At 60.3% G+C, this 25692-nt stretch carries 22 protein-coding genes; 13 read left to right on the top strand and 9 right to left on the bottom strand.

Translation table 11 applies throughout. The annotated features are described in order from the left end of the window. Positions 1-80 precede the first annotated feature (80 nt). From AC3WN7_RS09835 to AC3WN7_RS09845, 3 genes are all read right to left on the bottom strand, one after another. Positions 81-1682, bottom strand: coding sequence for an ABC transporter substrate-binding protein (locus AC3WN7_RS09835; RefSeq protein ID WP_102674670.1), 1602 nt, complete (start codon positions 1680-1682; stop codon positions 81-83). A gap of 303 nt (positions 1683-1985) precedes the next feature. Continuing rightward, positions 1986-3611, bottom strand: coding sequence for an ABC transporter substrate-binding protein (locus tag AC3WN7_RS09840; RefSeq protein ID WP_007973045.1), 1626 nt, complete (start codon positions 3609-3611; stop codon positions 1986-1988). 446 nt (positions 3612-4057) lie between these two features. Further along, a complete protein-coding gene (locus tag AC3WN7_RS09845; RefSeq protein ID WP_102674669.1) occupies positions 4058-4774 on the bottom strand; it encodes an SIMPL domain-containing protein in 717 nt (238 codons plus the stop codon). Positions 4775-5004: 230 nt separating this feature from the next. Between AC3WN7_RS09845 and AC3WN7_RS09850 the strand changes: the two genes are divergently transcribed. The 9 genes from AC3WN7_RS09850 (at position 5005) to AC3WN7_RS09890 (ending at position 16626) form a co-directional block, all read left to right on the top strand. Next, entirely contained in the window at positions 5005-6267 is a 1263-nt protein-coding gene (locus tag AC3WN7_RS09850; protein ID WP_015093476.1) for an ATP-binding protein, read from the top strand. Beyond that, a complete protein-coding gene (locus tag AC3WN7_RS09855) occupies positions 6260-6820 on the top strand; it encodes a response regulator transcription factor (protein ID WP_007973041.1) in 561 nt (186 codons plus the stop codon). The genes AC3WN7_RS09850 and AC3WN7_RS09855 overlap by 8 nt, the downstream gene beginning before the upstream one ends. A 97-nt stretch (positions 6821-6917) precedes the next feature. Then, positions 6918-8645 carry an ABC transporter ATP-binding protein/permease gene (locus tag AC3WN7_RS09860; RefSeq protein ID WP_095965914.1) on the top strand — a complete coding sequence of 576 codons (1728 nt, stop codon included), beginning with the start codon at positions 6918-6920 and terminating at the stop codon, positions 8643-8645. A gap of 194 nt (positions 8646-8839) precedes the next feature. Next, positions 8840-9589: a FadR/GntR family transcriptional regulator gene (locus AC3WN7_RS09865; RefSeq protein WP_178081985.1), complete on the top strand. Its 750-nt coding sequence runs from the start codon at positions 8840-8842 to the stop codon at positions 9587-9589. Positions 9590-10005: 416 nt separating this feature from the next. Further along, positions 10006-10917 carry a 5-dehydro-4-deoxyglucarate dehydratase gene (kdgD, locus tag AC3WN7_RS09870; RefSeq protein ID WP_007976489.1) on the top strand — a complete coding sequence of 304 codons (912 nt, stop codon included), beginning with the start codon at positions 10006-10008 and terminating at the stop codon, positions 10915-10917. Positions 10918-10978: 61 nt separating this feature from the next. Next, the gene (locus AC3WN7_RS09875; protein WP_102674668.1) at positions 10979-12424 is read left to right on the top strand and encodes an aldehyde dehydrogenase family protein; all 1446 of its coding nucleotides are present in this window, start codon (positions 10979-10981) and stop codon (positions 12422-12424) included. A 168-nt stretch (positions 12425-12592) separates the two neighbouring features. Then, positions 12593-13960: an MFS transporter gene (locus tag AC3WN7_RS09880; RefSeq protein ID WP_102674667.1), complete on the top strand. Its 1368-nt coding sequence runs from the start codon at positions 12593-12595 to the stop codon at positions 13958-13960. Between the two features lie 11 nt (positions 13961-13971). Continuing rightward, positions 13972-15525, top strand: a complete 1554-nt coding sequence (garD, locus tag AC3WN7_RS09885; RefSeq protein WP_102674666.1) for a galactarate dehydratase — start codon at positions 13972-13974, stop codon at positions 15523-15525. A gap of 159 nt (positions 15526-15684) precedes the next feature. After that, on the top strand, positions 15685-16626 hold the full coding sequence (locus tag AC3WN7_RS09890; protein WP_095965910.1) for an AEC family transporter: 942 nt from the start codon (positions 15685-15687) through the stop codon (positions 16624-16626). Between the two features lie 109 nt (positions 16627-16735). Here AC3WN7_RS09890 and AC3WN7_RS09895 read toward each other — a convergent pair whose 3' ends face one another. From AC3WN7_RS09895 to gatC, 6 genes are all read right to left on the bottom strand, one after another. Next, the gene (locus tag AC3WN7_RS09895; protein WP_015093483.1) at positions 16736-17116 is read right to left on the bottom strand and encodes a carboxymuconolactone decarboxylase family protein; all 381 of its coding nucleotides are present in this window, start codon (positions 17114-17116) and stop codon (positions 16736-16738) included. Beyond that, on the bottom strand, positions 17113-18174 hold the full coding sequence (locus tag AC3WN7_RS09900; RefSeq protein WP_102674665.1) for a calcium/sodium antiporter: 1062 nt from the start codon (positions 18172-18174) through the stop codon (positions 17113-17115). The genes AC3WN7_RS09895 and AC3WN7_RS09900 overlap by 4 nt, the downstream gene beginning before the upstream one ends. 50 nt (positions 18175-18224) lie before the next feature. Next, positions 18225-18599 carry a septal ring lytic transglycosylase RlpA family protein gene (locus tag AC3WN7_RS09905; RefSeq protein WP_008051680.1) on the bottom strand — a complete coding sequence of 125 codons (375 nt, stop codon included), beginning with the start codon at positions 18597-18599 and terminating at the stop codon, positions 18225-18227. Positions 18600-18776: 177 nt separating this feature from the next. Beyond that, positions 18777-20222 (bottom strand): Asp-tRNA(Asn)/Glu-tRNA(Gln) amidotransferase subunit GatB, encoded by a 1446-nt coding sequence (gene gatB / locus AC3WN7_RS09910; RefSeq protein ID WP_102674664.1) that lies wholly within the window; start codon positions 20220-20222, stop codon positions 18777-18779. 10 nt (positions 20223-20232) lie between these two features. After that, positions 20233-21684, bottom strand: coding sequence for an Asp-tRNA(Asn)/Glu-tRNA(Gln) amidotransferase subunit GatA (gene gatA / locus AC3WN7_RS09915; protein ID WP_095965906.1), 1452 nt, complete (start codon positions 21682-21684; stop codon positions 20233-20235). A 16-nt stretch (positions 21685-21700) separates the two neighbouring features. Continuing rightward, on the bottom strand, positions 21701-21988 hold the full coding sequence (gene gatC / locus AC3WN7_RS09920; RefSeq protein ID WP_007976465.1) for an Asp-tRNA(Asn)/Glu-tRNA(Gln) amidotransferase subunit GatC: 288 nt from the start codon (positions 21986-21988) through the stop codon (positions 21701-21703). A gap of 211 nt (positions 21989-22199) precedes the next feature. Here gatC and mreB point away from each other — a divergent pair, with 211 nt between their 5' ends. The 4 genes from mreB to AC3WN7_RS09940 all read left to right on the top strand — a co-directional run bounded on the left by mreB (position 22200) and on the right by AC3WN7_RS09940 (position 25637). Continuing rightward, positions 22200-23237, top strand: a complete 1038-nt coding sequence (gene mreB / locus AC3WN7_RS09925) for a rod shape-determining protein MreB (RefSeq protein WP_002555108.1) — start codon at positions 22200-22202, stop codon at positions 23235-23237. 143 nt (positions 23238-23380) lie between these two features. Next, positions 23381-24517: a rod shape-determining protein MreC gene (gene mreC / locus AC3WN7_RS09930; protein ID WP_095965905.1), complete on the top strand. Its 1137-nt coding sequence runs from the start codon at positions 23381-23383 to the stop codon at positions 24515-24517. Beyond that, positions 24517-25008, top strand: coding sequence for a rod shape-determining protein MreD (gene mreD, locus AC3WN7_RS09935; RefSeq protein WP_007970244.1), 492 nt, complete (start codon positions 24517-24519; stop codon positions 25006-25008). The genes mreC and mreD overlap by 1 nt, the downstream gene beginning before the upstream one ends. Positions 25009-25040: 32 nt before the next feature. Then, a complete protein-coding gene (locus AC3WN7_RS09940; protein ID WP_095965904.1) occupies positions 25041-25637 on the top strand; it encodes a Maf family protein in 597 nt (198 codons plus the stop codon). Positions 25638-25692: the final 55 nt, after the last annotated feature.

Genomic DNA, 25692 nt, shown 5'->3' on the forward strand with positions numbered 1-25692 from the left:
TGTCGGCCAAATTGGCAAAAGACGGCAAAGCGTCTGCGTGAGGGCGGAAAATCCGCCCCCCTGCATTTCTGGCTAATCGGTTATTTTTCTATGCTGACACCCGAGAACACATTGCGGCCGAACGGGCTCACCTTGAACCCTTCGATTTTGGCGCTCAGCGGCTGGTTGACCGTTGAGTGGGCGACTGGCGTGATCGGCACCTGCTGCTTGAGGTACTGCTGCGCCTGTTTGTAGAGCAGGGTGCGCTGGTCTCGGTCGGTGACGACCTTGGCCTGCTTGATCAGCTTGTCGTAGGCAGGATCACACCACATCGAGTAGTTGTTGCCGCCAATGGCGTCGCAGCTGTAGAGCGTGCCCAGCCAGTTGTCCGGATCCCCATTGTCACCGGTCCAGCCGATCAGGCTGATGTCGTGCTCGCCATTTTTGGTGCGCTTGATGTACTCGCCCCACTCATAGCTGACGATCTTGACCTTGAGGCCGATCTTCGCCCAGTCAGCCTGGAGCATTTCGGCCATCAACTTGGCGTTGGGGTTGTAAGGACGCTGGACCGGCATGGCCCAGAGGGTGATTTCAGTGCCTTCCTTGACGCCGGCAGCCTTGAGCAATTCCCTGGCTTTCTCCGGGTTGTAGGCGGCGTCCTTGATCGTGTCGTCGTAGGACCATTGGGTCGGCGGCATGGCGTTGACCGCCAGTTGTCCCGCGCCCTGGTAAACGGCATTGAGAATGCCCAGCTTGTTTACCGCCATGTCCAGCGCCTGACGCACTTCAAGTTGGTCGAACGGTTTGTGGCGCACGTTGTAGGCGATGTAGCCGAGGTTGAAGCCAGGCTTTTCGATCAATTGCAGGGCCGTGTCGTTCTTCAGTGCGGGCACATCGGCAGGGCGCGGATGCAGGGTGATCTGGCACTCGCCGGCCTTGAGTTTCTGCACGCGCACCGAGGCGTCGGTGTTGATGGCGAAAATCAGGTTGTCGAGCTTGACCCGGTCAGGAGCCCAGTAATGCTTGTTGCCGGTGTAGCGGATGTTCGAGTCTTTCTGATAGCTCTTGAACACGAATGGCCCGGTGCCGACCGGCTTCTGGTTGATGTCGCTCGGCTTGCCTTCGGCCAACAGCTTGTCGGCGTATTCGGCCGACAGGATGGCGGCGAAGCTCATGGCGATGTTCTGGATGAACGCGGCGTCCACGCTGTTGAGCGTAAAGACCACGGTCAGTGGCCCGGTCTTTTCGACCCTGGCGATGTTCTTGTTCAGGCTCATGCCGTTGAAGTACGGAAACTCTGTCGGATAAGCCTTACGGAATGGTTGTTGCGGATCGAGCATGCGATTGAAGGTGAACAGCACGTCGTCTGCGTTGAAGTCGCGGGTCGGCGTGAAGTATTTGGTAGTATGAAACCTCACCCCTTCGCGTAGGTGAAAGGTATATTTGAGGCCGTCCTCGGAGATGTCCCAGCTCGTGGCCAGGCCTGGTACGACGTTGGTCGCACCTTTTTCAAACTCTGCCAGCCGGTTGTACAGCGGTTCGGCGGCGTCGTTGTCGGTCGCGGTGGTGTACTGCGCCGTGTCGAAACCGGCGGGGCTGCCTTCGGAGCAGAATACCAGGCTGTTGTTGGCGGCCTGGCTGATGGAAGTGGCGGCCAACAGGCCGGTGCCCAGCAATGCGGATAAAACCAATGTATGGCGCATAACGCTCCCTTTTCTCTCAAAGTGTTGTCAATGAGCCGTCGTCCCGTCCGTAGACGTAGAGGCATCACTGATTTCAAGCCATGCACGCAGCATTAACCGATGACCCACGCATGCACTGGTCGGATCCCGACGGTATGAGCCGCGGGTCCGGCAGTAAATGCGTAGAGTCCTAAAGACTCGTAGGAAATGGCGACGCGTCCTCACCCGATGCTGTAATCAGCTGCGGATTGGGATGTAGGCAAATTCCTGCTTGCTCGGTAGATAAAGCAACGGCGACGTCAGAAACGTCGCCGTTGCAAAACCTTATTTGCTGACGCTGACGCCGTAGAAGGAGTTCAAGCCAAATGGGCTGATCTTGAAGTCCTGCACGTTGGCGCGCATAGGTTGGAACACCGTCGAGTGAGCGATAGGTGTCATTGGGACTGCATCTTTGAGGACGTGTTGCGCCTGCTTGTACAGTTCGGTGCGCTTGGCCTGGTCGGAAGTGCGCTTGGCCTGCTTGACGATGTCGTCGAACTTCTTGTCGCACCACTTGGAGAAGTTGTTGCCTTCCAGCGAGTCGCAGCCGAACAGCACGTTCAGCCAGTTGTCCGGATCACCATTGTCACCGCTCCAGCCAATCAGCATCGCCTGGTTCTCGCCACCTTTGGAGCGCTTGATGTACTCGCCCCACTCGTAGCTCTGGATCTTGACCTTGAGGCCGATCTTGGACCAGTCGGACTGCAGCATTTCTGCCATCAGCTTGGCGTTCGGGTTGTATGGACGCTGCACCGGCATCGCCCAGAGCACGATTTCGGTGCCATCTTTCACGCCAGCTTCCTTGAGCAGCTCTTTGGCTTTCTCAGGGTTGTACGGCGCATCCTTGATGGTGGTGTCGTAGGACCACTGGGTCGGTGGCATGGCGTTGACGGCCAGTTGGCCGGCGCCCTGGTACACGGAGTCGATGATCTGTTGCTTGTTGACCGCCATGTCCAGTGCCTGGCGAACTTTCAGCTCGGCCAGCGGGTTGGCATCGGTTTGACCCTTGACCTTGGGCATCACGTTGTAGGCGATGTAACCCAGGTTGAAACCGGCCTGGTCAGGCAGTTTCAGGTCCTTGTCTTCTTTCAGCGCCTTCAGGTCGGCCGGACGAGGGAACAGGGTGACCTGGCACTCGTTCTTCTTCAGCTTCTGGATACGTACCGACGGGTCGGTGGTGATGGCGAAGATCAGGTTGTCGATCTTCACGTCGTCAGGCTTCCAGTAGTCCTTGTTCCCGGTGTAGCGGATGTTGGAGTCTTTCTGGTAGCTCTTGAACACGAACGGGCCGGTGCCGACCGGTTTCTGGTTGATGTCGGCGGCCTTGCCTTCCTTGAGCAGCTGGGCAGCGTACTCGGCGGACTGGATCGAGGCGAAGCTCATGGCCATGTTCTGGATGAACGCGGCATCAACGTCCTTGAGGGTGAACTTGACAGTTTTGTCGTCGACTTTATCGATCTTGGTGATGTTGGTGTCCATCCCCATGTCGGTGAAGTACGGGAATTCGGTCGGGTACGCTTTGCGGAACGGGTCATCCTTGTTAATCATGCGATTAAAGGTGAACAGCACGTCGTCGGCGTTGAACTCACGAGTCGGCTTGAAGTACGGGGTCGTGTGGAACTTCACACCTTCACGCAGATGGAAGGTGTAGGTCAGGCCGTCATCGGAGACGTCCCAGCTGGTCGCCAGACCTGGAATGACAGCGGTGCCGCCGCGCTCGAACTGGGTGAGGCGGTTGAACATGGTTTCTGCAGAGGCGTCGAAGTCGGTTCCGGTGGTGTATTGACCTGGATCGAAACCGGCCGGGCTCCCTTCGGAGCAGAACACCAGGTTAGTCGCAGCTTGAGCGAACGGTGCACTAGCCAACAGGCTGGCGCCGACTAAAAACGGAATGACCGCTTGTTTAAGCATGGTGGCCTCATGATTTGTTGTCATTTTTGGAATTAGAGGACGACCTCGTGAGTCGTGCCTGCGGATACTTATGCAGGGGCCATACCCAATGCAAGATCCAGAGTGACTACAAGCCTTAAACGGTGGCACGAACGTACCTTAATGTCGCATTTGTGTAATTCCTGACGCATTTGACCGTTTGCGCGGCGTTTTTACGGTGCAAGTGACGCACTTTTACAGTGCGCGCCTGACTCGGGTTGCTCCCGCGTGGGGCGGGGTGTTACTTATTCATACCCCGGATTGCGGGGTGGGCATGGCGTGAATAAGAGTGGTTATTGTTGCACCGATAGTGGCCAATCGACGGCATTTCTCGGGTGGACCTATCCAGTTATAGCTCATGCCTGAAAACTGCCAAAAAAAACGGCGATCGTTTTAATGATCGCCGTTTTTGTCTACGGGCTATCGATTCAAGGCATCAGCACTTCAATCGAGCCATCGGCGGTCATGCTGACCTGGCTGGTGCCGGCTTCGACATCCGGTGTCACGGGGGCGGCGTCCATGGCGGCCGCTTTCATCATCATCGGCGCGCGCAGGTAAGGCTGTGGATAACCGTTGCTGTTGAGGTTCAGGTTGACGATTTTGTAGCCCTTGCCGCCTAGGGCATCGGTGGCCAGTTGGGCGCGGGCCTTGAAGGCAGCCACGGCGTCCTTGAGCAGGGCATCTTCGCTGGCCTTGCGGGTCGGGGTAGCGATGGCGAAGTCCATGCCGCCCATTTTCAGGTCGGTGAGCAGCTCGCCAGTCAGCTTCGAGAGCGCGGCGAAGTCCGGGCTTTCCAGGCGCAATTCGGCGCGCTCACGCCAGCCGGTGATTTTCTGGCCCTTGGTGTCGTAGATCGGGTAGCTGTTGCGACTGCCCTGGCGCAGGGTGATGTCCTTGACCTGCTTGGCCTGGGCCAGCGCCTTGTTCATGGTGGTGCTGACGTCGGCGGCGAGTTTGGCCGGGTCGCTGTTCTGTTCTTCGGTGTAGAGCGTCACGATCATCAGGTCGCGAGCCACTTCCTGACTGACTTCGGCGCGCAGGGAAATCTGGTTGTAATGCAGTTCGTCGGCGGCCAGGGCCGGGAGGCTGGCGACGGTGCCGAGACTCAGGGCGAGGAGGGCGGCGCTGCGGCGGAATGTGTGCATGAAGGCTCCTTGAAAGGTGCGCAGGGGTATGGTCCGGACCTGCGTGAAACCATCAGACTCTATGGAGCAGCGGCAAGTTTCAAGCTACAAGCTACAAGCTTTTATCTTGTGGCTTGCAGCTTGAAACTTGTAGCTGCTTCTCTGTGTCCTTTTGCCGCACTTTTGCCTGTCAGCCCCCGCGCTTGGTTATACTCCCTGCGATCCGCCTGGAGCGCTCATCAGGAGAGCTCATGCTCGCCCCCGTTCAAATCACTTCCGCCACTCGCCAGAACCTCTGGCGGCTGACATTCATCCGCACATTGGTGCTGGCCGCCCAGGCCGGTTCCGTGGGCCTGGCCTACTGGCTCGAACTGTTGCCTCTGCCCTGGTTTCAACTGGCGGCGACCCTCGCTTGCTCGATGCTGTTGTGCGTGTTCACAGCGATTCGCCTGCGTACCTCGTGGCCGGTGACCGAGCTCGAATACGCCGTGCAACTGGCTTGCGACCTGTTTATCCACAGCGCATTGCTGTACTTCTCCGGTGGCTCGACCAACCCCTTCGTCTCCTATTACCTGGTGCCGCTGACCATTGCCGCCGTGACGTTGCCATGGCGTTATTCGGTGATCCTCTCGGGTATCGCGCTGACAATGTACACACTGCTGCTGGCGCAGTTCTATCCGCTGCAAACCTTCCCCATCGCCCGGGAAAACCTGCAGGTGTACGGGATGTGGTTGAGTTTTGCCCTTGCGGCTGCGGTCATCACGTTTTTCGCCGCGCGCATGGCCGAAGAACTGCGTCGTCAGGAAGAGCTGCGCGCCATTCGTCGCGAAGAAGGCCTGCGCGATCAGCAACTGTTGGCCGTCGCCACCCAGGCCGCTGGTGCCGCCCATGAACTGGGCACGCCGCTTGCGACCATGAGTGTGCTACTCAAGGAAATGCGTCAGGACCACCCTGACCCGATGTTGCAGGATGACCTGAGCGTGCTGCAGGATCAGGTCAAGTTGTGTAAAGAAACCTTGCAGCATCTGGTGCGCGCCGCAGAGGCCAATCGCCGGTTGGCGGTGGAGATGCAGGACGTCACCGACTGGCTTGATGAAGCCCTCAATCGCTGGCACCTGATGCGTCCGGAAGCCAGTTATCGCTTCCAGCGCCTCGGTCAGGGCGCAGTACCTCGTATGGCGCCGCCGCCGGATTTGACCCAGGCGTTGCTGAATCTGCTGAACAACGCCGCCGATGCCTGCCCCGAAGGGCTGCAGGTGACGCTGGACTGGGATTGGGAAAACCTCACCATCAGCATCCGTGACCATGGCGCCGGTGTGCCGCTGGCCATCGCCGAGCAAATCGGCAAACCGTTTTTTACCACCAAGGGCAAAGGTTTCGGCCTGGGCCTGTTTTTGAGCAAGGCCAGCGTGACACGCGCCGGCGGCTCAGTGAAACTCTACAGTCATGAGGAAGGCGGCACACTCACCGAGCTGCGCCTTCCCCGTGTCGCCCGAGGAGACGAACATGAGTGAAGAGATCCAAGTCGAAGGCGAAGAACTGCCGCATTTGTTGCTGGTCGATGACGACGCCACATTCACCCGCGTCATGGCCCGCGCCATGGCCCGTCGCGGTTTTCGCGTCAGCACCGCCGGTTCCGCCGAAGAAGGCCTGGAACTGGCCAAGGCCGATCTGCCGGATTACGCCGCCCTGGACCTGAAAATGGACGGCGATTCGGGCCTGGTGCTGCTGCCCAAGTTGCTGGAAATGGACCCGGAAATGCGCGTGGTGATCCTCACCGGTTATTCGAGCATTGCCACCGCCGTCGAGGCGATCAAGCGCGGTGCCTGCAACTACCTCTGCAAACCGGCGGATGCCGACGACGTGCTGGCGGCGCTGCTGTCCGAACACGCCGACCTCGACAGCCTGGTGCCGGAAAACCCGATGTCCGTGGACCGCCTGCAGTGGGAGCACATCCAGCGCGTGCTGACCGAGCACGAAGGCAACATCTCCGCCACTGCCCGCGCCCTGGGCATGCACCGCCGCACCCTGCAGCGCAAACTGCAGAAGCGTCCCGTTCGCCGCTGAACCTGCGCTGAACGAATGCGGGCCGTATCTCGCGACAAACCGAACCGATCATCTATGATCGGTTCGTGCGTGTACTTTTCTTTATCGAGCCTTATCCATGAATCAGAACGCTGAGTATTCCGCGGTCAACGACGCCGTGCGCGGGCAGTTTTTTCGCAAAGTGTGGGCGATGATCACGCCTTACTGGCGCAGTGAAGAGAAGGTCAAGGCCTGGACACTGCTGATCGCGGTGATTGCGCTGTCGCTGATCAGCGTGGGGATCTCGGTGTGGTTCAACACCTGGTACAAGGACTTCTACAACGCCCTGCAAAAGAAGGACGAGGCAGCGTTCTGGCAACTGATCCTGTATTTCTGTGCGATTGCGGCGGTGGCGATCATCGGCGCGGTGTATCGGCTCTACCTGACGCAGATGCTGACGATCCGCTGGCGGGCGTGGCTCACCGAAAAGCATTTCAGCCGTTGGCTGGCGGACAAAAACTACTACCAGCTGGAGCAGGGCGGTTACACCGATAACCCGGACCAGCGGATTTCCGAAGACCTCAACAACTTCACCTCCAACACCCTTGAACTGGGTATCGGGCTGCTGCGCAATATCGTCAGCCTGGTGTCGTTCTCGATCATCCTGTGGGGCGTGTCGGGCAGTATCGAAGTGTTCGGCATCACCATTCCCGGCTACATGTTCTGGTGCGTGCTGGTCTACGCCGTGGTGGGCAGTTGGCTGACGCATTTGATCGGTCGTCGCCTGATCGGTCTGAACAACCAACAACAACGCTTCGAAGCCGACCTGCGTTTCTCCATGGTGCGGATTCGCGAGAATGCCGAAAGCATCGCGTTGTACAACGGCGAGCCGAACGAAAATCGTCGGTTGAGCAGTCGCTTCGGGATGGTCTGGCATAACTTCTGGGACATCATGAAGGTGTCCAAGCGCCTGACGTTTTTCACCGCCGGTTACAGCCAGGCAGCCATCATCTTCCCGTTCATCGTTGCCTCGCCGCGTTACCTCTCCGGCAAGATCGAACTGGGCGAACTGATGCAGATCAGCTCGGCGTTCGGCAATGTGCAGGAAAGCTTCAGCTGGTTCATCAGTGCCTACCAGAGCCTCGCTTCCTGGCGCGCCACCTGCGATCGTCTGCTGAGCTTCCACCAGGCCATGCGTGACAACGAAGAGCGTGCGCCAGCGATCGACGTGCAGAATTCGGGCTCCGTCCTGAAGGTGCACAACCTCGGCCTCGACCTGGCGGACGGTCGTCACCTGCTGACCAACACCGACATGACCGTGGAGGAGGGCGAGCGTGTGATGCTCAGCGGTCGTTCCGGCAGTGGCAAGTCGACCCTGCTGCGGGCAATGGGACATCTGTGGCCGGCCGGCCACGGCAGTATTCGCCTGCCATCGGCGCGTTACCTGTTCCTGCCGCAAAAACCGTATCTGCCGATTGGCACCCTGCGTGATGTCCTCAGTTATCCACAGCCCGGCGATACCTATCCGAACGAGCGCTACGTGCAGGTGCTGGAAACCTGTCGCTTGCCGCACCTGATTGCCCGTCTCGACGAAGCCAACCACTGGCAGCGCATGTTGTCTCCGGGTGAGCAACAGCGCCTGGCCTTTGCCCGTGCGCTGCTTTATGCACCGCAATGGCTGTACATGGACGAAGCGACCTCGGCGATGGACGAAGAAGACGAGGCCACGCTGTACCAGGCGCTGATCGATGAATTGCCGGGGCTGAGCATTGTCAGCGTCGGCCATCGCAGCAGCCTCAAGCGCTTCCATCCGCGGCACGTTCGTATCGAGAATGGCCATCTGGTGGACCAGGCCGTGACCGCGTAAATACCCCCGATTCCTTGTAGGAGCGAGCTTGCTCGCGATGGACTTGAAAGCGCCGCGTTTATTCAGAAAGCACGCGTTATCGTTAGCCTCCATCGCGAGCAAGCTCGCTCCTACATGGGGCGGTGGTGATCGTACAACCGCGTTGCGCTATGATGCGCTTTCAGCCGCCGAACTTTTCGAGACCGATGTTCACCATGGAAAACCCGATCAACACACCACGCCTCCCACGCAAGCGCCGCAGCCTCGCTCAGGAACTGGTGACGGTGCTGTCCGAGCAGATCCGCGACGGTCATCTCAAGCGTGGCGACAAGTTGCCCACCGAGTCGGCCATCATGGATGCCCATGGTGTCAGCCGCACGGTGGTGCGCGAAGCGATATCCCGTCTGCAGGCGGCCGGCCAGGTGGAAACCCGCCATGGCATCGGCACCTTCGTGCTCGACACGCCGAGCCCGAGTGGCTTTCGTATCGACCCGGCGACCGTGGTGACCTTGCGTGATGTGCTGGCGATTCTGGAACTGCGCATCAGCCTGGAAGTGGAGTCCGCCGGCCTGGCGGCGCAACGCCGCAGTCCGGAACAACTGGCCAACATGCGCGCCGCCCTCGATGCGTTGAATGAAAGCGCCGCCCACGCCAGTGACGCCGTGGCTTCGGACTTCGCCTTCCACCTCGAAATAGCGCTGTCCACAGGCAACCGTTATTTCACCGACATCATGACCCACCTGGGCACCAGCATTATCCCGCGCACACGGTTGAATTCCGCGCGCCTGGCCCATGACGACCAGCAGCACTACATGGGGCGTCTGAGCCGTGAGCACGAGGAAATCTACGACGCCATTGCCCGTCAGGATTCCGATGCGGCCCGGGCCGCCATGCGTCTGCACCTGACCAACAGTCGTGAACGGTTGCGCCATGCCCATGAAGAGGCTGAGGCGCAGCGGGGCTGAGTGTGCTGATCCAATCCTGTGTTGGACTGACAGATTGCCTTCGCGAGCAAGTCCGCTCCCACACTTGATCTGTGTCGTTCACAAATTGTGAGTTCGCAGAAATTCAAATGTGGGAGCGGGCTTGCTCGCGAAGAGGCCGTAAGCCATCCCACAAAATCTACAGTCAGCCTCCATCCCTCGCCAGAATCTTCCGACAACGTATCTCCTGAACACCTGTTTTTCGAGATGTGATCATCCCTGTTCTCTTCCGCGTAAGCTCTCTAAAACAAGGGTTTTGCGTATTCGTGTCGAACAATTTTTACCCCCTGCGATGAAATGCAGTTGACGGTTGTATTTTAAGTTGTACGATGACCTACAACTTCAGCGCAGGCTGAACGGTTTTCTCACACAACGTCGCTATCCAGGGTGTTCGAATAATGAATCCACAAGAACTGAAGTCCATCCTCTCTTCCGGTCTGCTGTCTTTCCCGGTCACCGATTTCAATGCTCAGGGCGACTTCAATCGCGCGGGTTATATCAAGCGTCTCGAATGGCTGGCCCCATACGGCGCCTCGGCGCTGTTCGCCGCGGGCGGCACCGGTGAGTTCTTCTCTCTGGCGGCCAGCGAATATTCGGAAATCATCAAGACGGCGGTCGACACTTGCGCCACCAGCGTGCCAATCCTGGCCGGCGTGGGCGGTTCGACCCGTCAGGCCATTGAATACGCACAGGAAGCCGAGCGCCTGGGCGCCAAGGGCCTGTTGCTGCTGCCGCACTACCTGACAGAAGCCAGCCAGGACGGCGTTGCCGCCCACGTTGAAGCCGTGTGCAAATCGGTCAACATCGGCGTGGTGGTCTACAACCGTAACGTCTGCCGCCTGACCGCGCCGCTGCTGGAACGCCTGGCCGAGCGCTGCCCGAACCTGATCGGCTACAAGGATGGCCTGGGTGACATCGAGTTGATGGTGTCGATCCGTCGCCGCCTCGGTGATCGCTTCAGCTACCTGGGTGGCTTGCCGACCGCCGAAGTCTACGCCGCGGCCTACAAGGCACTGGGCGTGCCGGTCTACTCCTCGGCGGTGTTCAACTTCATCCCGAAAACCGCGATGGACTTCTACCACGCGATCGCTCGCGAAGATCACGCCACCGTCGGCAAGATCATCGACGACTTCTTCCTGCCGTACCTGGACATCCGTAACCGCAAGGCCGGTTATGCCGTGAGCATCGTCAAGGCCGGGGCAAAAATTGCCGGCTACGACGCGGGTCCTGTTCGTGCACCGCTGACCGATCTGACCGGCGAAGAGTATGAAATGCTCGCCGCGCTGATCGACAAGCAGGGTGCGCAGTAACACATCCGATTAAGTAAGGCCGCTGAGCAATCAGCGGCTTTTTGCGTGAGGAGATCTTAAAGTGGCAGATGCAAAGCGTTTCGATAACTACATCAACGGCGAGTGGGTTTCCGGCGGCGATTACTCGACCAACATCAACCCGTCCGAACTGACCGATGCCATCGGCGATTACGCCAAGGCTGACCTGGCCCAGGTCAACGCAGCCATCGATGCCGCCCGTGCCGCGTTCCCGGCATGGTCCACTTCCGGCATCCAGGCGCGCCACGATTCCCTGGATAAAGTCGGCACTGAAATCCTCGCCCGTCGCGAAGAACTCGGCACCCTGCTGGCCCGGGAAGAGGGCAAGACCCTGCCCGAAGCCATCGGCGAAGTGACCCGCGCCGGCAACATCTTCAAGTTCTTCGCCGGTGAATGCCTGCGTCTGTCCGGCGACTACCTGCCGTCGGTACGTCCGAGCGTCAACGTTGAAGTCACTCGCGAAGCCTTGGGCGTGGTCGGTCTGATCACCCCGTGGAACTTCCCGATCGCGATCCCTTCGTGGAAAATCGCCCCGGCCCTGGCCTACGGCAACTGCGTCGTGCTCAAACCCGCGGATTTGGTACCGGGTTGCGCCTGGGCCCTGGCGGAAATCATCTCCCGCGCCGGTTTCCCGGCCGGCGTGTTCAACCTGGTGATGGGCAGCGGTCGCGTAGTCGGCGAAGCGCTGGTCAACAGCCCGAAAGTCGATGGCATCAGCTTCACCGGTTCGGTGGGCGTGGGTCGTCAGATCGCTGTGAATTGCGTGTCGCGTCAGGCCAAGGTCCAGCTGGAAATGGGCGGCAAGAACCCGCAGATCATTCTCGACGATGCCGACCTCAAGCAAGCGGTCGAGCTCTCGGTGCAGAGCGCGTTCTACTCCACCGGCCAGCGTTGCACCGCATCCAGCCGCTTCATCGTCACCGCCGGGATTCACGACAAGTTCGTCGAAGCCATGGCCGAGCGCATGAAGTCGATCAAGGTCGGCCATGCGTTGAAGGCTGGCACCGATATCGGTCCGGTGGTCTCGCAAGCGCAGCTTGAACAGGACATGAAGTACATCGACATCGGCCAGTCCGAAGGTGCACGACTGGTCAGCGGCGGTGGTCTGGTGACCTGCGACACCGAGGGCTACTTCCTCGCGCCGACCCTGTTTGCCGACAGCGAAGCGTCGATGCGCATCAGCCGCGAAGAGATCTTCGGCCCGGTGGCCAACATCGTCCGCGTCGCCGATTACGAAGCCGCGCTGGCCATGGCCAACGACACCGAGTTCGGGTTGTCGGCGGGTATTGCCACCACCTCGTTGAAGTACGCCAACCACTTCAAGCGCCACTCCCAGGCCGGGATGGTGATGGTCAACCTGCCGACCGCCGGTGTGGATTACCACGTTCCGTTCGGTGGGCGTAAAGGTTCATCCTATGGATCACGTGAGCAAGGTCGCTATGCGCAAGAGTTCTACACGGTCGTGAAGACCTCTTACATCGGTTCGTAACGCAACATCCCTGTTGTAGGAGCGAGCTTGCTCGCGATGGTCGTGAGGTCGCGGCGGTAAACCTGATGCCCCGCGTCATCGTTGACCACCATCGCGAGCAGAGCTCGCTCCTACAGGGGAAACAAAGATTCACCCGCGCATAAAAATAATCAGTGGGAGTACATCTACATGCAATCGACCAAGCCGACTCACGTCCGCTATCTGATCCTGCTCATGCTGTTTCTGGTGACCACGATCAACTACGCCGACCGGGCTACCATCGCAATCGCCGGCTCCAGCCTGCAGAAAGACCTGGGCATCGACGCCGTTACCCTTGGCTACATCTTCTCCGCATTCGGTTGGGCCTACGTGGCCGGGCAAATCCCCGGTGGCTGGTTGCTGGACCGTTTCGGTTCGAAAAAAATCTATGCACTGAGCATCTTCACCTGGTCGCTGTTCACCGTGTTGCAGGGTTATGTCGGCGAGTTCGGCATGTCCACAGCCGTGGTTGCGCTGTTCATGCTGCGCTTTTTGGTCGGCCTGGCCGAAGCGCCATCCTTCCCCGGCAACGCACGCATCGTCGCCGCCTGGTTTCCGACTGCTGAACGCGGCACTGCCTCGGCGATCTTCAACTCGGCTCAGTACTTTGCCACCGTGTTGTTCGCACCGCTGATGGGCTGGATCGTCTACAGCTTCGGCTGGCAGCACGTGTTCATCGTCATGGGCGTGATCGGCATCATCTTCTCCGGGATCTGGCTGAAAGTGATCTACAGCCCGCGCCAGCATCCGATGATCAATGATGCCGAGTTCAAGCACATTGCCGACAACGGCGGCATGGTCGACATGGACCAGGACAAGGGCAAAGGCAAGAAGACCGACGGTCCGAAGTGGGACTACATCCGCCAACTGCTGACCAACCGCATGATGCTCGGCGTGTACCTGGGCCAGTACTGCATCAATGGCATCACTTACTTCTTCCTGACCTGGTTCCCGGTGTACCTGGTGCAGGAGCGTGGCATGACCATCCTCAAGGCCGGTTTCATCGCGTCCTTGCCGGCGATCTGCGGCTTCATCGGTGGTGTGCTCGGCGGGGTGATTTCCGATTACCTGTTGCGCAAAGGCCATTCCCTGACTTTCGCCCGCAAGGCGCCGATCATTGCGGGCCTGCTGGTCTCCAGCAGCATCGTGGCCTGCAACTACGTGGACGTAGAATGGATGGTCGTCGGCTTCATGGCTCTGGCGTTTTTCGGCAAAGGTGTTGGTGCACTGGGCTGGGCCGTGGTGTCCGATACTTCGCCCAAGCAGATCGCCGGTCTGAGCGGTGGCCTGTTCAATACCTTCGGCAACCTGGCTTCGATCACCACCCCGATCGTTATCGGCTACATCATCAGCTCCACCGGTTCGTTCAAGTGGGCGCTGGTGTTCGTCGGTTGCAACGCGCTGGTCGCGGTGTTCAGCTACCTGGTGATCGTAGGTCCGATCAAGCGTGTGGTGCTCAAAGAGCCTCCCGCGAATGGTTCTGAAGCCCCTGGCAAATTGTCCCAAGCGCATTCCTGAGGAGCGGCGTCATGCAGTTGATTGAACATTCCGACTCGCCGCGCTACATCCGCCTGCACGAGCGGGATAACGTAGTGATCGTGGTCAACGACCAGGGCGTACCGGCCGGTACCGAATTTGCGGACGGCCTGGTGACCGTGGACTTCGTGCCACAGAGCCACAAGGTCACCCTGGAGGACATTCCCGAGGGTGCCCAGGTGATTCGTTACGGCCAGGTCATTGGCTACGCCTTGCAGCCGATTCCCCGCGGCAGTTGGGTCAAGGAAGATCAACTGCGCATGCCGACCGCGCCACCGCTGGACAGCCTGCCGCTGTCCACCGACGTGCCCGCCGCGCAAGCACCGCTGGAAGGCTTCACCTTCGAGGGATATCGCAACGCTGACGGCACCGTCGGCACGCGCAACATCCTCGGCATCACCACCACCGTGCAATGTGTGACCGGGGTGCTGGATCATGCGGTCAAGCGCATCAAGGCCGAGTTGCTGCCCAAGTATCCGCACGTCGATGACGTGGTGGCCCTGACCCACAGCTACGGCTGTGGCGTGGCGATCACCGCCACCGACGCGTACATCCCGATTCGCACGGTGCGCAACCTGGCGCGCAACCCGAACCTGGGCGGCGAAGCGCTGGTGATCAGCCTGGGCTGCGAGAAATTGCAGGCCGGGCAGGTGATGCACGAGAACGACAGTTCGGTGGATTTGAGCGAGCCATGGCTGTACCGCTTGCAGGACGCCAGCCACGGCTTCACCGAGATGATCGAGCAGATCATGGAACTGGCCGAAATCCGTTTGAAGAAGCTCGATCAACGTCGCCGGGAAACCGTGCCGGCGTCCGAGCTGATTCTCGGCATGCAGTGTGGCGGCAGTGATGCGTTCTCCGGCATCACCGCCAACCCGGCGCTGGGTTACGCATCGGATCTGTTGCTGCGTGCGGGTGCGACGGTGATGTTCTCCGAAGTCACCGAAGTGCGCGACGCGATCTACCTGCTGACGTCCCGCGCGCAGACCAAGGAAGTCGCTCAGGAGCTGGTGCGGGAAATGGACTGGTACGACCGTTACCTGGCCAAGGGTGAAGCGGATCGCAGCGCCAACACCACGCCGGGGAACAAGAAGGGCGGGCTGTCGAACATTGTCGAGAAGTCGTTGGGCTCGATCGTCAAGTCCGGCAGCAGCGCGATCACCGGCGTGCTCGGCCCTGGCGAGCGCTTTAAGGAAAAAGGCCTGATCTTCTGTGCGACGCCGGCCAGCGACTTTGTCTGCGGGACGTTGCAGTTGGCGGCGGGGATGAACCTGCACGTGTTCACCACCGGTCGCGGCACGCCTTATGGGCTGGCCATGGCACCGGTGGTCAAGGTCTCGACCCGGACTGAATTGGCGCAGCGCTGGCCGGACCTGATCGACATCGACGCCGGGCGCATTGCCACCGGCCGCGCTTCCATTGAAGAGCTGGGCTGGGAGCTGTTCCACTACTACCTGGACGTGGCCAGCGGCAAGAAGCAGACGTGGGCGGAGCAGCACAAGCTGCATAACGACATCACCCTGTTCAACCCGGCGCCGATCACGTAAGACCGCGTTATCGTTCTCCGCGAGCAAGCCCGCTCCCACAAGGATTGCGCTGAACCTGTGGGAGCGGGCTTGCTCGTGAAGGCGGTCGACCAGACACCGAAGGACTTGGTGGCTTATCATTAGCCCCCTAACGACGCCCACCCCAAGGTCCTCTCCGGCATGCTGGCAATTTTCCTCGAAACCCTGAACATCACCGCGCCGGTATTTGCCATGCTGTTTCTGGGTGTGCTGCTCAAGCGCATCGACTGGATCAACGACAATTTCATCCACACGGCGTCGGCCCTGGTGTTCAACGTCACCATGCCGGCGCTGCTGTTTCTGGGCATTCTGCATGCCGACCTGCACGCGGCGTTGCAGCCGGCGCTGCTGATCTATTTCTCCCTCGCGACCCTGGTCGGCTTTGCCATCGCCTGGGGCTGGGCGATCTGGAAGTGTCCGCGGGAAGATCGGGGGATCTACACCCAGGGCGCCTTTCGCGGTAACAACGGGGTGATCGGCCTGGCGCTGGCGGCCAGCATGTACGGTGACTACGGGATTTCCCTCGGGGCGATCCTCGCGGCGCTGGTGATCCTGTTTTACAACACGCTCTCGACCATCGTCCTGGCGGTGTACAGCCCGGTGATCAAGTCCGACCCGTGGAGCATTTGCAAAAGCGTGTTGAGCAATCCGCTGATCCTCAGCGTGATGGCGGCGGCGCCTTTCGCCTATTTCAAGATCGGCTTGCCAGGGTGGCTGGAGACCTCCGGCCAGTATCTGGCACAGACCACCTTGCCACTGGCACTGATCTGCATCGGCGGCACCTTGTCCATGGCGGCGCTGCGCAAAAGCGGCAACATGGCGCTGAGTTCAAGCCTGGTGAAAATGATCGGCTTGCCGGTGCTGGCGACGCTGGGCGCGTGGTTGTGGGGTTTTCGCGGCGCGGAATTGGGGATTCTGTTTCTGTACTTCGGCAGCCCGACCGCCGCTGCCAGTTTTGTCATGGCGCGGGCGGCCGAGGGCAATCATGAACTGGCGGCGGCGATTATCGTGATCACCACACTGATGGCGGCGGTCACCACCAACGTCGGGATCTTTTTGTTGCAGTGGGGTGGGTGGATCTGACCTCAGGCTTTGCGGTGTTCTTTCGAGCCATTCGCGAGCAAGCCCGCTCCCACATTTGGAATGTTTTCCCCTGTGCGGGCTTGCTCGCGAAGGCCCCGATCTCAATGACTCACTCAGGTTGCTGGTAACTGTCGATCACTTCCTGCGCCGCCCTGAACGCATCAATCGCCGCCGGCACGCCGGCATACACCGCGCAATGCAGCAACGCCTCGCGAATTTCCTCCACGGTGCAGCCGTTGTTCAAGGCCCCACGCACGTGACCTTTCAATTCCTGCGGGCACTTGAGCGCGGTCAGGGCGGCGAGGGTGATCAGGCTGCGGGTTTTCAGCGGCAGGCCTTCGCGATTCCACACGCCGCCCCAGGCGTGTTCATTGACAAAGTCCTGCAGCGGCTGGGTGAACTCGGTGGCGTTGCCCAGTGCGCGGTCGACGAAGGCGTCGCCCATTACTTGGCGACGAACTTCAACGCCGGTTTTCTTATTCTCGGTCATGGGACTTCCTTCTTATGGTGTTGGCGATGCCAGGCGCGTAGCGACGTGAACAGCAAAAACGCCACCAGCGCCGGCAGGACGAAAAACAGCATCAGGTGTTCCAGCTTGCCGGCCAGTGGCATGCCGGTGGTGAACGACACCACGTGCAGCCCGTATGCCAGGTACAAACCCAGAAACAGCAGGCCTTCGGCGCGGGTCACCCGGTAACCGGAGTAGAACACCGGCAGGCACAGCGCCGCGACGCCGAGCATCACCGGCAGGTCGAAATCCAGGGCATTGGGCGACACCGACAGTGGCGACGGTGCCACCAGCGCAGTAAAACCGAGCACGCCCAGGAGGTTGAACAGGTTGCTGCCAATCACGTTGCCCACGGCAATATCACGTTCGCCGCGCATCGCCGCGATCAACGAAGTGGCGAGCTCAGGCAGTGAGGTGCTGACGGCGACGATGGTCAGGCCGATGATCCGCTCCGACAAACCAAGATCGGTGGCGACCGCAACCGCGGCGCCCAGCAGCAAGTGCCCGGCGTACACCAGCATCGCCAGCCCGGCGACGATCATCAGCAGGCTGCTCAGCCATGGCGCTTGCGCATGATGGTCATGGCTCGATACCGGGCGTGCAGAGTGTCGTGACTGGCGCAGCAGCAACCCCAGGTAAATCGCCAGTGCCGTCAGCAGCATCACGCCGTCGACACGGGTCAGTTCTTCATTCCAGGCGAGTACGAACACCAGCAGGCTGGCACCGATCATCAGTGGAATATCCAGGCGCACCAGTTGCCGGGAAACCCGCAAAGGAATGATCAGGGCGGACAGCCCGAGGGTGACGAGGATGTTGAAAATGCTGCTGCCGATCACGCTGCCGACGGCGATGTCGGCATTGTGCGCCAGTGTCGCCTGCAAGCTGACCGCCATTTGCGGTGCGCTGCTGCCGAGGGCGACGATGGTCAGGCCGATGATCAACGGGCGTATGTGCAACCTCGCGGCAATGCGTACGGCGGCGCGCACCATCAATTCGGCGCCGACAATCAGCAGGAGCAATCCGCTGAGCAATTCGATCACGCTGATCAGGGGTAAATCGGCTAGTCCGAAAATGGTCGGGGCTCCATCGGTCAGTCGTCGAGGGCTTGCACGCGAACCCGCGCGGTGCCGCTGCGCAGCATGCCCAGGCGCTCGGCGGCTTCCTTGGACAGGTCGATCAGGCGGCCCCGGGTGTGCGGCCCGCGATCATTGATGCGCACCACGCAGGATTTGTCGTTATTCAGATTGGTGACCTTCACCCTTGTACCGAAGGGTAGCTGGCGATGGGCGGCGGTCATGGAATTCATGTTGAAACGCTCGCCGTTGGCGGTGCGTTTGCCTTGGTGTTTGGCGCCGTAGTACGAAGCCACGCCGGTTTTGTCGTAACCATGCGGATCGACGGTGTCGGTGCTGGCGCAACCGGCCAGGAGCGAGAGGAGGGCGCATAATCCAAGTAGACGCTTCATTTAAAGCTTCCAAAAACAAATGTGGGAGCGGGCTTGCTCCGGGCGGCGTTCCGACGAATGCATTCTGACAGTCAACTTTGTGTTGAGTGCCGAACAGCATTCGCGAGCAAGTCGAATCGTCGCACCGCCGCTCCCACAGGGGAATGGAGCCAGATTGCCGGGCTGGCTCCATTCTCATCAGCCTTCGAGCTTGCTTTTCAGCAGTTCGTTGACCTGTTGCGGGTTGGCCTTGCCTTTGGAAGCTTTCATGGCCTGACCGACGAAGAAGCCGAACATCTTGCCGCGCTTGGCTTCGTCTGCCGCGCGGTATTGTTCGACCTGCTCGGCGTTGGCCGCGAGCATTTCGTCCAGCACCGCCGAGATCGCGCCAGTGTCGGTCACTTGCTTGAGGCCGCGCTTGTCGATGATCTCGTCCGCGCTGCCTTCGCCGTTGGCCATCGCTTCGAACACCACCTTGGCGATTTTGCCGGAGATGGTGTTGTCCTTGATGCGCAGCAGCATGCCGCCCAGAAGCTCGGCGCAAACCGGCGACTGTTCGATGTCCAGGCCTTGCTTGTTGAGCAGGCTGCCCAACTCGACCATCACCCAGTTCGCCGCCAGCTTGGCGTCGCCGCTGATGCTTGCGACCTTCTCGAAGTAGTCCGCCTGCTCGCGACTGGTGGCCAGCACGTTGGCGTCGTACGCCGACAGGCCGAACTGCGCCTGGAAGCGCTCGCGCTTCTGCGGCGGCAATTCCGGCAGGGTGGCGCGCACGTCGTCGAGGAAGGTGTTTTCGATCACGACTGGCAGCAGGTCCGGATCAGGGAAGTAACGGTAGTCGTTGGCTTCCTCTTTGCTGCGCATCGGACGGGTTTCGTCCTTGTTCGGATCGTACAGGCGGGTCTGCTGGATCACCTTGCCGCCGTCTTCGATCAGCTCGATCTGACGCTGGATTTCGCTGTTGATCGCTTTTTCGATGAAGCGGAACGAGTTGACGTTCTTGATCTCGCAGCGGGTGCCGAACTCGACCTGGCCTTTCGGACGGATCGATACGTTGCAGTCGCAACGCAGCGAGCCTTCGGCCATGTTGCCGTCGCAAATCCCCAGGTAACGCACCAGCGCGTGGATTGCCTTGACGTAAGCCACGGCTTCCTTGGCGCTGCGCATGTCCGGTTCGGAAACGATTTCCAGCAACGGCGTGCCGGCACGGTTCAGGTCGATGCCGCTGGCGCCGCTGAATTCTTCGTGCAGGCTCTTGCCGGCGTCTTCTTCCAGGTGCGCGCGGGTGATGCCGACACGTTTGACCGTGCCGTCTTCCAGGGCGATGTCCAGGTGGCCCTTGCCGACGATCGGCAATTCCATCTGGCTGATCTGGTAGCCCTTGGGCAGGTCCGGGTAGAAGTAGTTTTTACGGGCGAACACGTTGTGCTGGCCGATCTCGGCGTCAATCGCCAGACCGAACATCACTGCCATGCGCACCGCTTCCTGGTTCAGCACCGGCAGCACGCCGGGCATGCCCAGGTCTATCAGGCTGGCCTGGGTGTTCGGCTCCGAGCCGAACGTGGTGGAACTACCGGAAAAGATTTTCGACCGGGTGGTGAGCTGGGTGTGAATCTCCAGCCCGATCACGACTTCCCATTGCATGTGTGTCTCCTCAGAAGCCGGTTGGGGTGCGGGTGTGCCAGTCAGTGTTCAACTGATACTGGTGGGCAACGTTCAACAGGCGACCTTCCTGGAAATACGGCGCGAGCAGTTGCACGCCAACCGGCAGACCGTCGACAAAACCGGCCGGCATCGACAGGCCCGGCAGGCCGGCGAGGTTGGCGGTGATGGTGTAGACGTCTTCCAGGTACGCAGCGACCGGGTCGCTGTTCTTGGCGCCGAGCTTCCAGGCCGGGTTCGGCGTGGTTGGGCCGAGGATGATGTCGACCTCATTAAAGGCCGCCATGAAGTCGTTCTTGATCAAGCGACGGATCTTCTGCGCCTTGAGGTAGTAGGCATCGTAGTAACCGGCGGACAGCGCGTAGGCACCGACCATGATCCGGCGCTGTACTTCCACGCCGAAGCCTTCGCCACGGGAGCGCTTGTACAGGTCTTCCAGGTTTTTCGGGTCTTCGCAGCGATAGCCGAAGCGCACGCCGTCGAAACGCGACAGGTTGGAAGAGGCTTCCGCCGGGGCGATCACGTAGTACGCCGGAATCGCGTGCTGCATGTTCGGCAGGCTGATTTCCTTGATCACGGCACCGAGCTTTTCCAGCTCCTTGATGCTGTTGTGGATCAGCTCGGCGATGCGCGGGTCGAGACCGGCGCTGAAATATTCCTTCGGCACACCGATGCGCAGGCCTTGCAGCGAGCCGTTGAGGCTGGCGCTGTAGTCCGGCACGGGTTCATCGATGCTGGTGGAGTCGTTCGGATCGAACCCGGCCATGCCTTGCAACAAAATCGCGCAGTCTTCGGCCGTACGCGCCAATGGGCCGCCCTGATCGAGGCTGGAGGCGTAGGCGATCATGCCCCAGCGCGAAACTCGACCGTATGTCGGTTTCAGGCCGGTGAGGTTGGTCAGGGCCGCCGGCTGACGGATCGAACCGCCGGTGTCGGTGCCGGTGGCTGCCGGCAACAGACGAGCGGCCACTGCCGCCGCCGAACCACCGGACGAACCGCCCGGCACGTGTTCCAGGTTCCACGGGTTTTTCACCGCGCCGTAGTAGCTCGACTCGTTGGCCGAACCCATGGCGAATTCGTCCATGTTGGTCTTGCCCAGGGTCACGGCCCCGGCGGCGGCCAGCTTGGCGACGACGGTGGCGTCGTACGGTGCTTTAAAGTTGTCGAGCATCTTCGAGCCGCAACTGGTGCGAATGCCCTGGGTGCAGAACAGGTCTTTGTGGGCGATCGGCGCGCCGAGCAGGGCGCCGCTCTCACCATTGGCCCGGCGGGCGTCAGCGGCTTTCGCCTGCGTCAGCGCCAGGTCTTCGGTGAGGCTGATGAAACTGTTGAGCTGTGGGTCGAGCTGGGCGATGCGCGCCAGCAGGACTTTGGTCAGTTCTTCGGAGGAAAACTTTTTATCGGCGAGTCCGCGGGCGATCTCGGCCAGAGTCAATTGATGCATTGCAGGCTCTTTCCCTTTAGTCGATGACTTTCGGAACCAGGTACAGGCCGTTTTCGACCGCTGGTGCGATGGACTGGTAGGCCTCGCGGTTATTGGTCTCGGTCACGACGTCCGCGCGCAGGCGCTGGCTTGCTTCCAGCGGGTGGGCCAGCGGTTCGATACCGTCGGTATTGACCGCCTGCATTTCGTCGACCAGCCCGAGAATGCTGTTGAGGGCCGAAGTGATGTGTGGAAGATCGGCATCATTGAGGCCCAGACAGGCCAGATGAGCGATTTTTTCCACGTCGGAGCGTTCTAGCGCCATTGGGATTCTCCAGTGGAAAACAAAACGGACTGCGTCCGTGTGTTAGATTGTCGGAACACTACCGCACTTCTACGGTCATAAGGCCGCGATTGTGGGGCTTGGTGCACAGAAAAGCGTCCAATTTAACATATTGGCGCCTTGCCCAAAATCCCTGTCGTTGTTAGAGTTTGCCGCACTTTTTTACCCACGCGTTGCCTAGGGTCCCTTTCCCATGTTCAAGAAACTGCGTGGCATGTTTTCCAGCGATCTTTCCATTGACCTGGGCACTGCCAACACCCTTATTTACGTGCGCGAGCGCGGTATCGTCCTGAATGAGCCCTCCGTTGTGGCCATTCGGACACACGGTAACCAGAAAAGTGTCGTTGCTGTCGGCACCGAAGCCAAGCGCATGCTCGGCCGTACTCCGGGCAACATTGCTGCCATTCGTCCGATGAAGGACGGCGTAATCGCCGACTTCAGCGTGTGCGAAAAAATGCTGCAGTATTTTATCAACAAGGTTCACGAAAACAGCTTTCTGCAGCCTAGCCCGCGTGTGTTGATCTGCGTTCCATGCAAATCCACCCAGGTTGAGCGTCGCGCCATCCGCGAATCGGCCCTTGGCGCCGGTGCCCGTGAAGTGTTCCTGATCGAAGAGCCAATGGCCGCTGCGATCGGTGCCGGCCTGCCGGTTGAAGAAGCCCGCGGTTCGATGGTCGTGGATATCGGTGGCGGTACCACCGAAATCGCGCTGATCTCCCTGAACGGTGTGGTTTACGCCGAATCCGTCCGCGTTGGCGGCGACCGCTTCGACGAAGCGATCATCACCTATGTGCGTCGCAACTACGGCAGCCTGATCGGTGAATCCACCGCCGAGCGCATCAAACAGGAAATCGGCACGGCCTACCCGGGCGGCGAAGTTCGCGAAGTCGACGTTCGTGGCCGTAACCTGGCCGAAGGCGTTCCACGCGCATTCACCCTGAACTCCAACGAAGTGCTGGAAGCTTTGCAAGAGTCCCTGGCAACCATCGTTCAGGCCGTGAAAAGCGCCCTGGAGCAATCGCCTCCGGAACTGGCTTCCGACATCGCCGAGCGCGGTCTGGTACTGACCGGTGGTGGCGCCTTGCTGCGTGACCTGGACAAGTTGCTGGCCCAGGAAACCGGTCTGCCGGTGATCGTTGCCGAAGACCCGCTGACCTGCGTTGCTCGCGGCGGTGGCCGTGCATTGGAAATGATGGATAAACACACCATGGACCTGCTTTCCAGCGAATAAGTCGCCGGATCGCTTCTATGCTGTTGAGCGCGCAGGCGGCACTTTGCAGTGCTGCCTGTTCGCGTTTATCTTCTGTCAGTCTGCATCCAGGCCGGATTGCTGCCGTATGAATAAACAGAACATTTGCCTGGGAGGAGCGGCTTATTAAACCGCTTTTCACCAAGGGCCCTTCACTGGGCGTGCGCCTGTTGGTGCTGGTCGTGCTATCGGTCGCGCTGATGGTGGTCGATGCCCGTTTCAGTCTGCTCAAGCCTGCACGCAGCCAGATGTCGCTGGTGCTGATGGACGCCTACTGGATCACCGACCTGCCCGGACGACTCTGGGACGGCGTTGCCAGTCAGTTTGGCAGCCGGACCGAACTCGTCGCCGAAAACGAAAAACTCAAGACCGAGAACCTGCTGTTGCAGGGGCGCATGCAGAAGCTTGCCGCCCTGACCGAGCAGAACGTGCGGCTGCGCGAGTTGCTCAACTCTTCGGCACTGGTCAACGAGAAGGTCGAAGTGGCCGAGTTGATCGGCATGGACCCCAACCCCTTCACCCATCGCATCATCATCAATAAAGGTGAGCGCGACGGCGTGGTACTCGGTCAGCCGGTACTCGACGCTCGTGGCCTGATGGGCCAGGTGGTCGAGTTGATGCCCTACACCTCTCGCGTCCTGCTGCTGACCGACACCACCCACAGCATTCCGGTGCAGGTGAACCGTAACGGTTTGCGGGCGATCGCCAGTGGCACCGGCAACCCGGAGCGCCTCGAGTTGCGGCATGTGGCCGATACCGCCGACATCAAGGAAGGCGACTTGCTGGTCAGCTCCGGCCTCGGCCAACGTTTTCCGGCCGGGTACCCGGTGGCGACGGTCAAGGAAGTGGTTCACGATTCCGGCCAGCCGTTTGCCATTGTCCGAGCCGTTCCCACCGCCGCCTTGAACCGCAGCCGCTACTTGCTGCTGGTATTCAGCGACAACCGGACTGCCGAAGAGCGCGTCAACGCTGCCGCTCAGGCCCAGGAAAGCCTGGATGCACAGGGCGGTGGGCCGACCATTCCGACGACGGTTCCGAAACTGGTCAGCCCCGCGGTCCCCGCTGCACCGGCTGCCGCACCGGCGATACCTGCCACGGCGGCGCCTGCAGCGACTGCCCCCGTCAAGCCAGCCACCACGCCAGTCAAGCCTGCGGCCACGCATCCTGCGGCGGCTAAACCGCCGGCGGCGCAACCCGCTGCCGCGAAGCCTGCCGCCAAACCGCCAGTCTCCGCGCCGGCCACTCCAGTGGGGAGAGAATAATGGGCGGTGTAAAAGCATCCCGAAACGGCTGGATAGTCTGGCTGACGTTCGCCGTCGGTCTGCTGCTGAGCGTTTCACCTCTGCCGCAATTCATGGAAATCCTGCGCCCGCTGTGGCTGGCCTTGTTGCTGGCATTCTGGGCGCTGAACCTGCCGCAGACCGTCGGGATGGTGACGGCGTTCTGCCTGGGGCTGGCTGAAGACGTGCTCTACGGTACCTTGCTGGGTCAGAATGCCTTGATCCTGACGCTCATTACCTATCTGGTGCTGGCGCTGCAACAACGCTTGCGGATGTTCCCGATGTGGCAGCAGAGTCTGGTGATCCTGGTGATCTTCGGCCTCGCCCAGCTTGTACAGCTCTGGCTCAGTGCCTTGACCGGCAATCGTCAGCCGACGCTGGCGCTGGTGCTGCCGGCACTGGTCAGTGCATTGCTCTGGCCCTGGATCAGTTTCGGTTTGCGCGGATTGCGTCGACGCTACAAAATCAATTAATTCGCTCAGGCATTAGACAGGGAGAGGTCTTGATGAAACGGTTGTACCTCGCCTCTGGCTCGCCACGCCGGCGTGAATTGCTCACGCAGATCGGCGTTCCGTTCTGCGCTGTCAGTGCGGACATCGATGAAACTCCTATAGATCAAGAATCCCCGTCGACCTATGTCGAGCGTCTGGCGCGCGGCAAGGCCGAGGCCGGGCGCGGCAGCGTCGTGTCTGACGAACCGTTCTGCGTGCTCGGTGCCGATACCGCCGTGGTGCTTGATGGAAAAATTCTCGGCAAACCGGTTGATCAAGCGGATGCCTGCGCCATGCTGATGATGTTGTCAGGGTGTGAGCATGAAGTCCTGACCGCGATTGCGGTACTTGATGGCGAGCGTTGCGAATCCCGGGTTGTCACCAGTCGCGTGCGTTTTCGGGATATCAGTCGTGATGAAGCCGTGGCCTACTGGGCCAGCGGTGAACCACAGGACAAGGCGGGCGGTTATGGCATTCAAGGACTGGGTGCGGTGTTTGTCGCCGGGCTCAATGGAAGTTATTCAGCGGTGGTTGGACTGCCGCTTTGCGAAACCGCGGAACTGCTCGGCCATTTCGGCATACCCTGTTGGCAAACCCGGAACGCACACTAAGCAACGTTCTGAACAGATGCGGCCATTATCGTGAACATGCCTGAACGAGACCCTG

It is taken from the genome of Pseudomonas sp. FW305-70, from assembly GCF_058783925.1.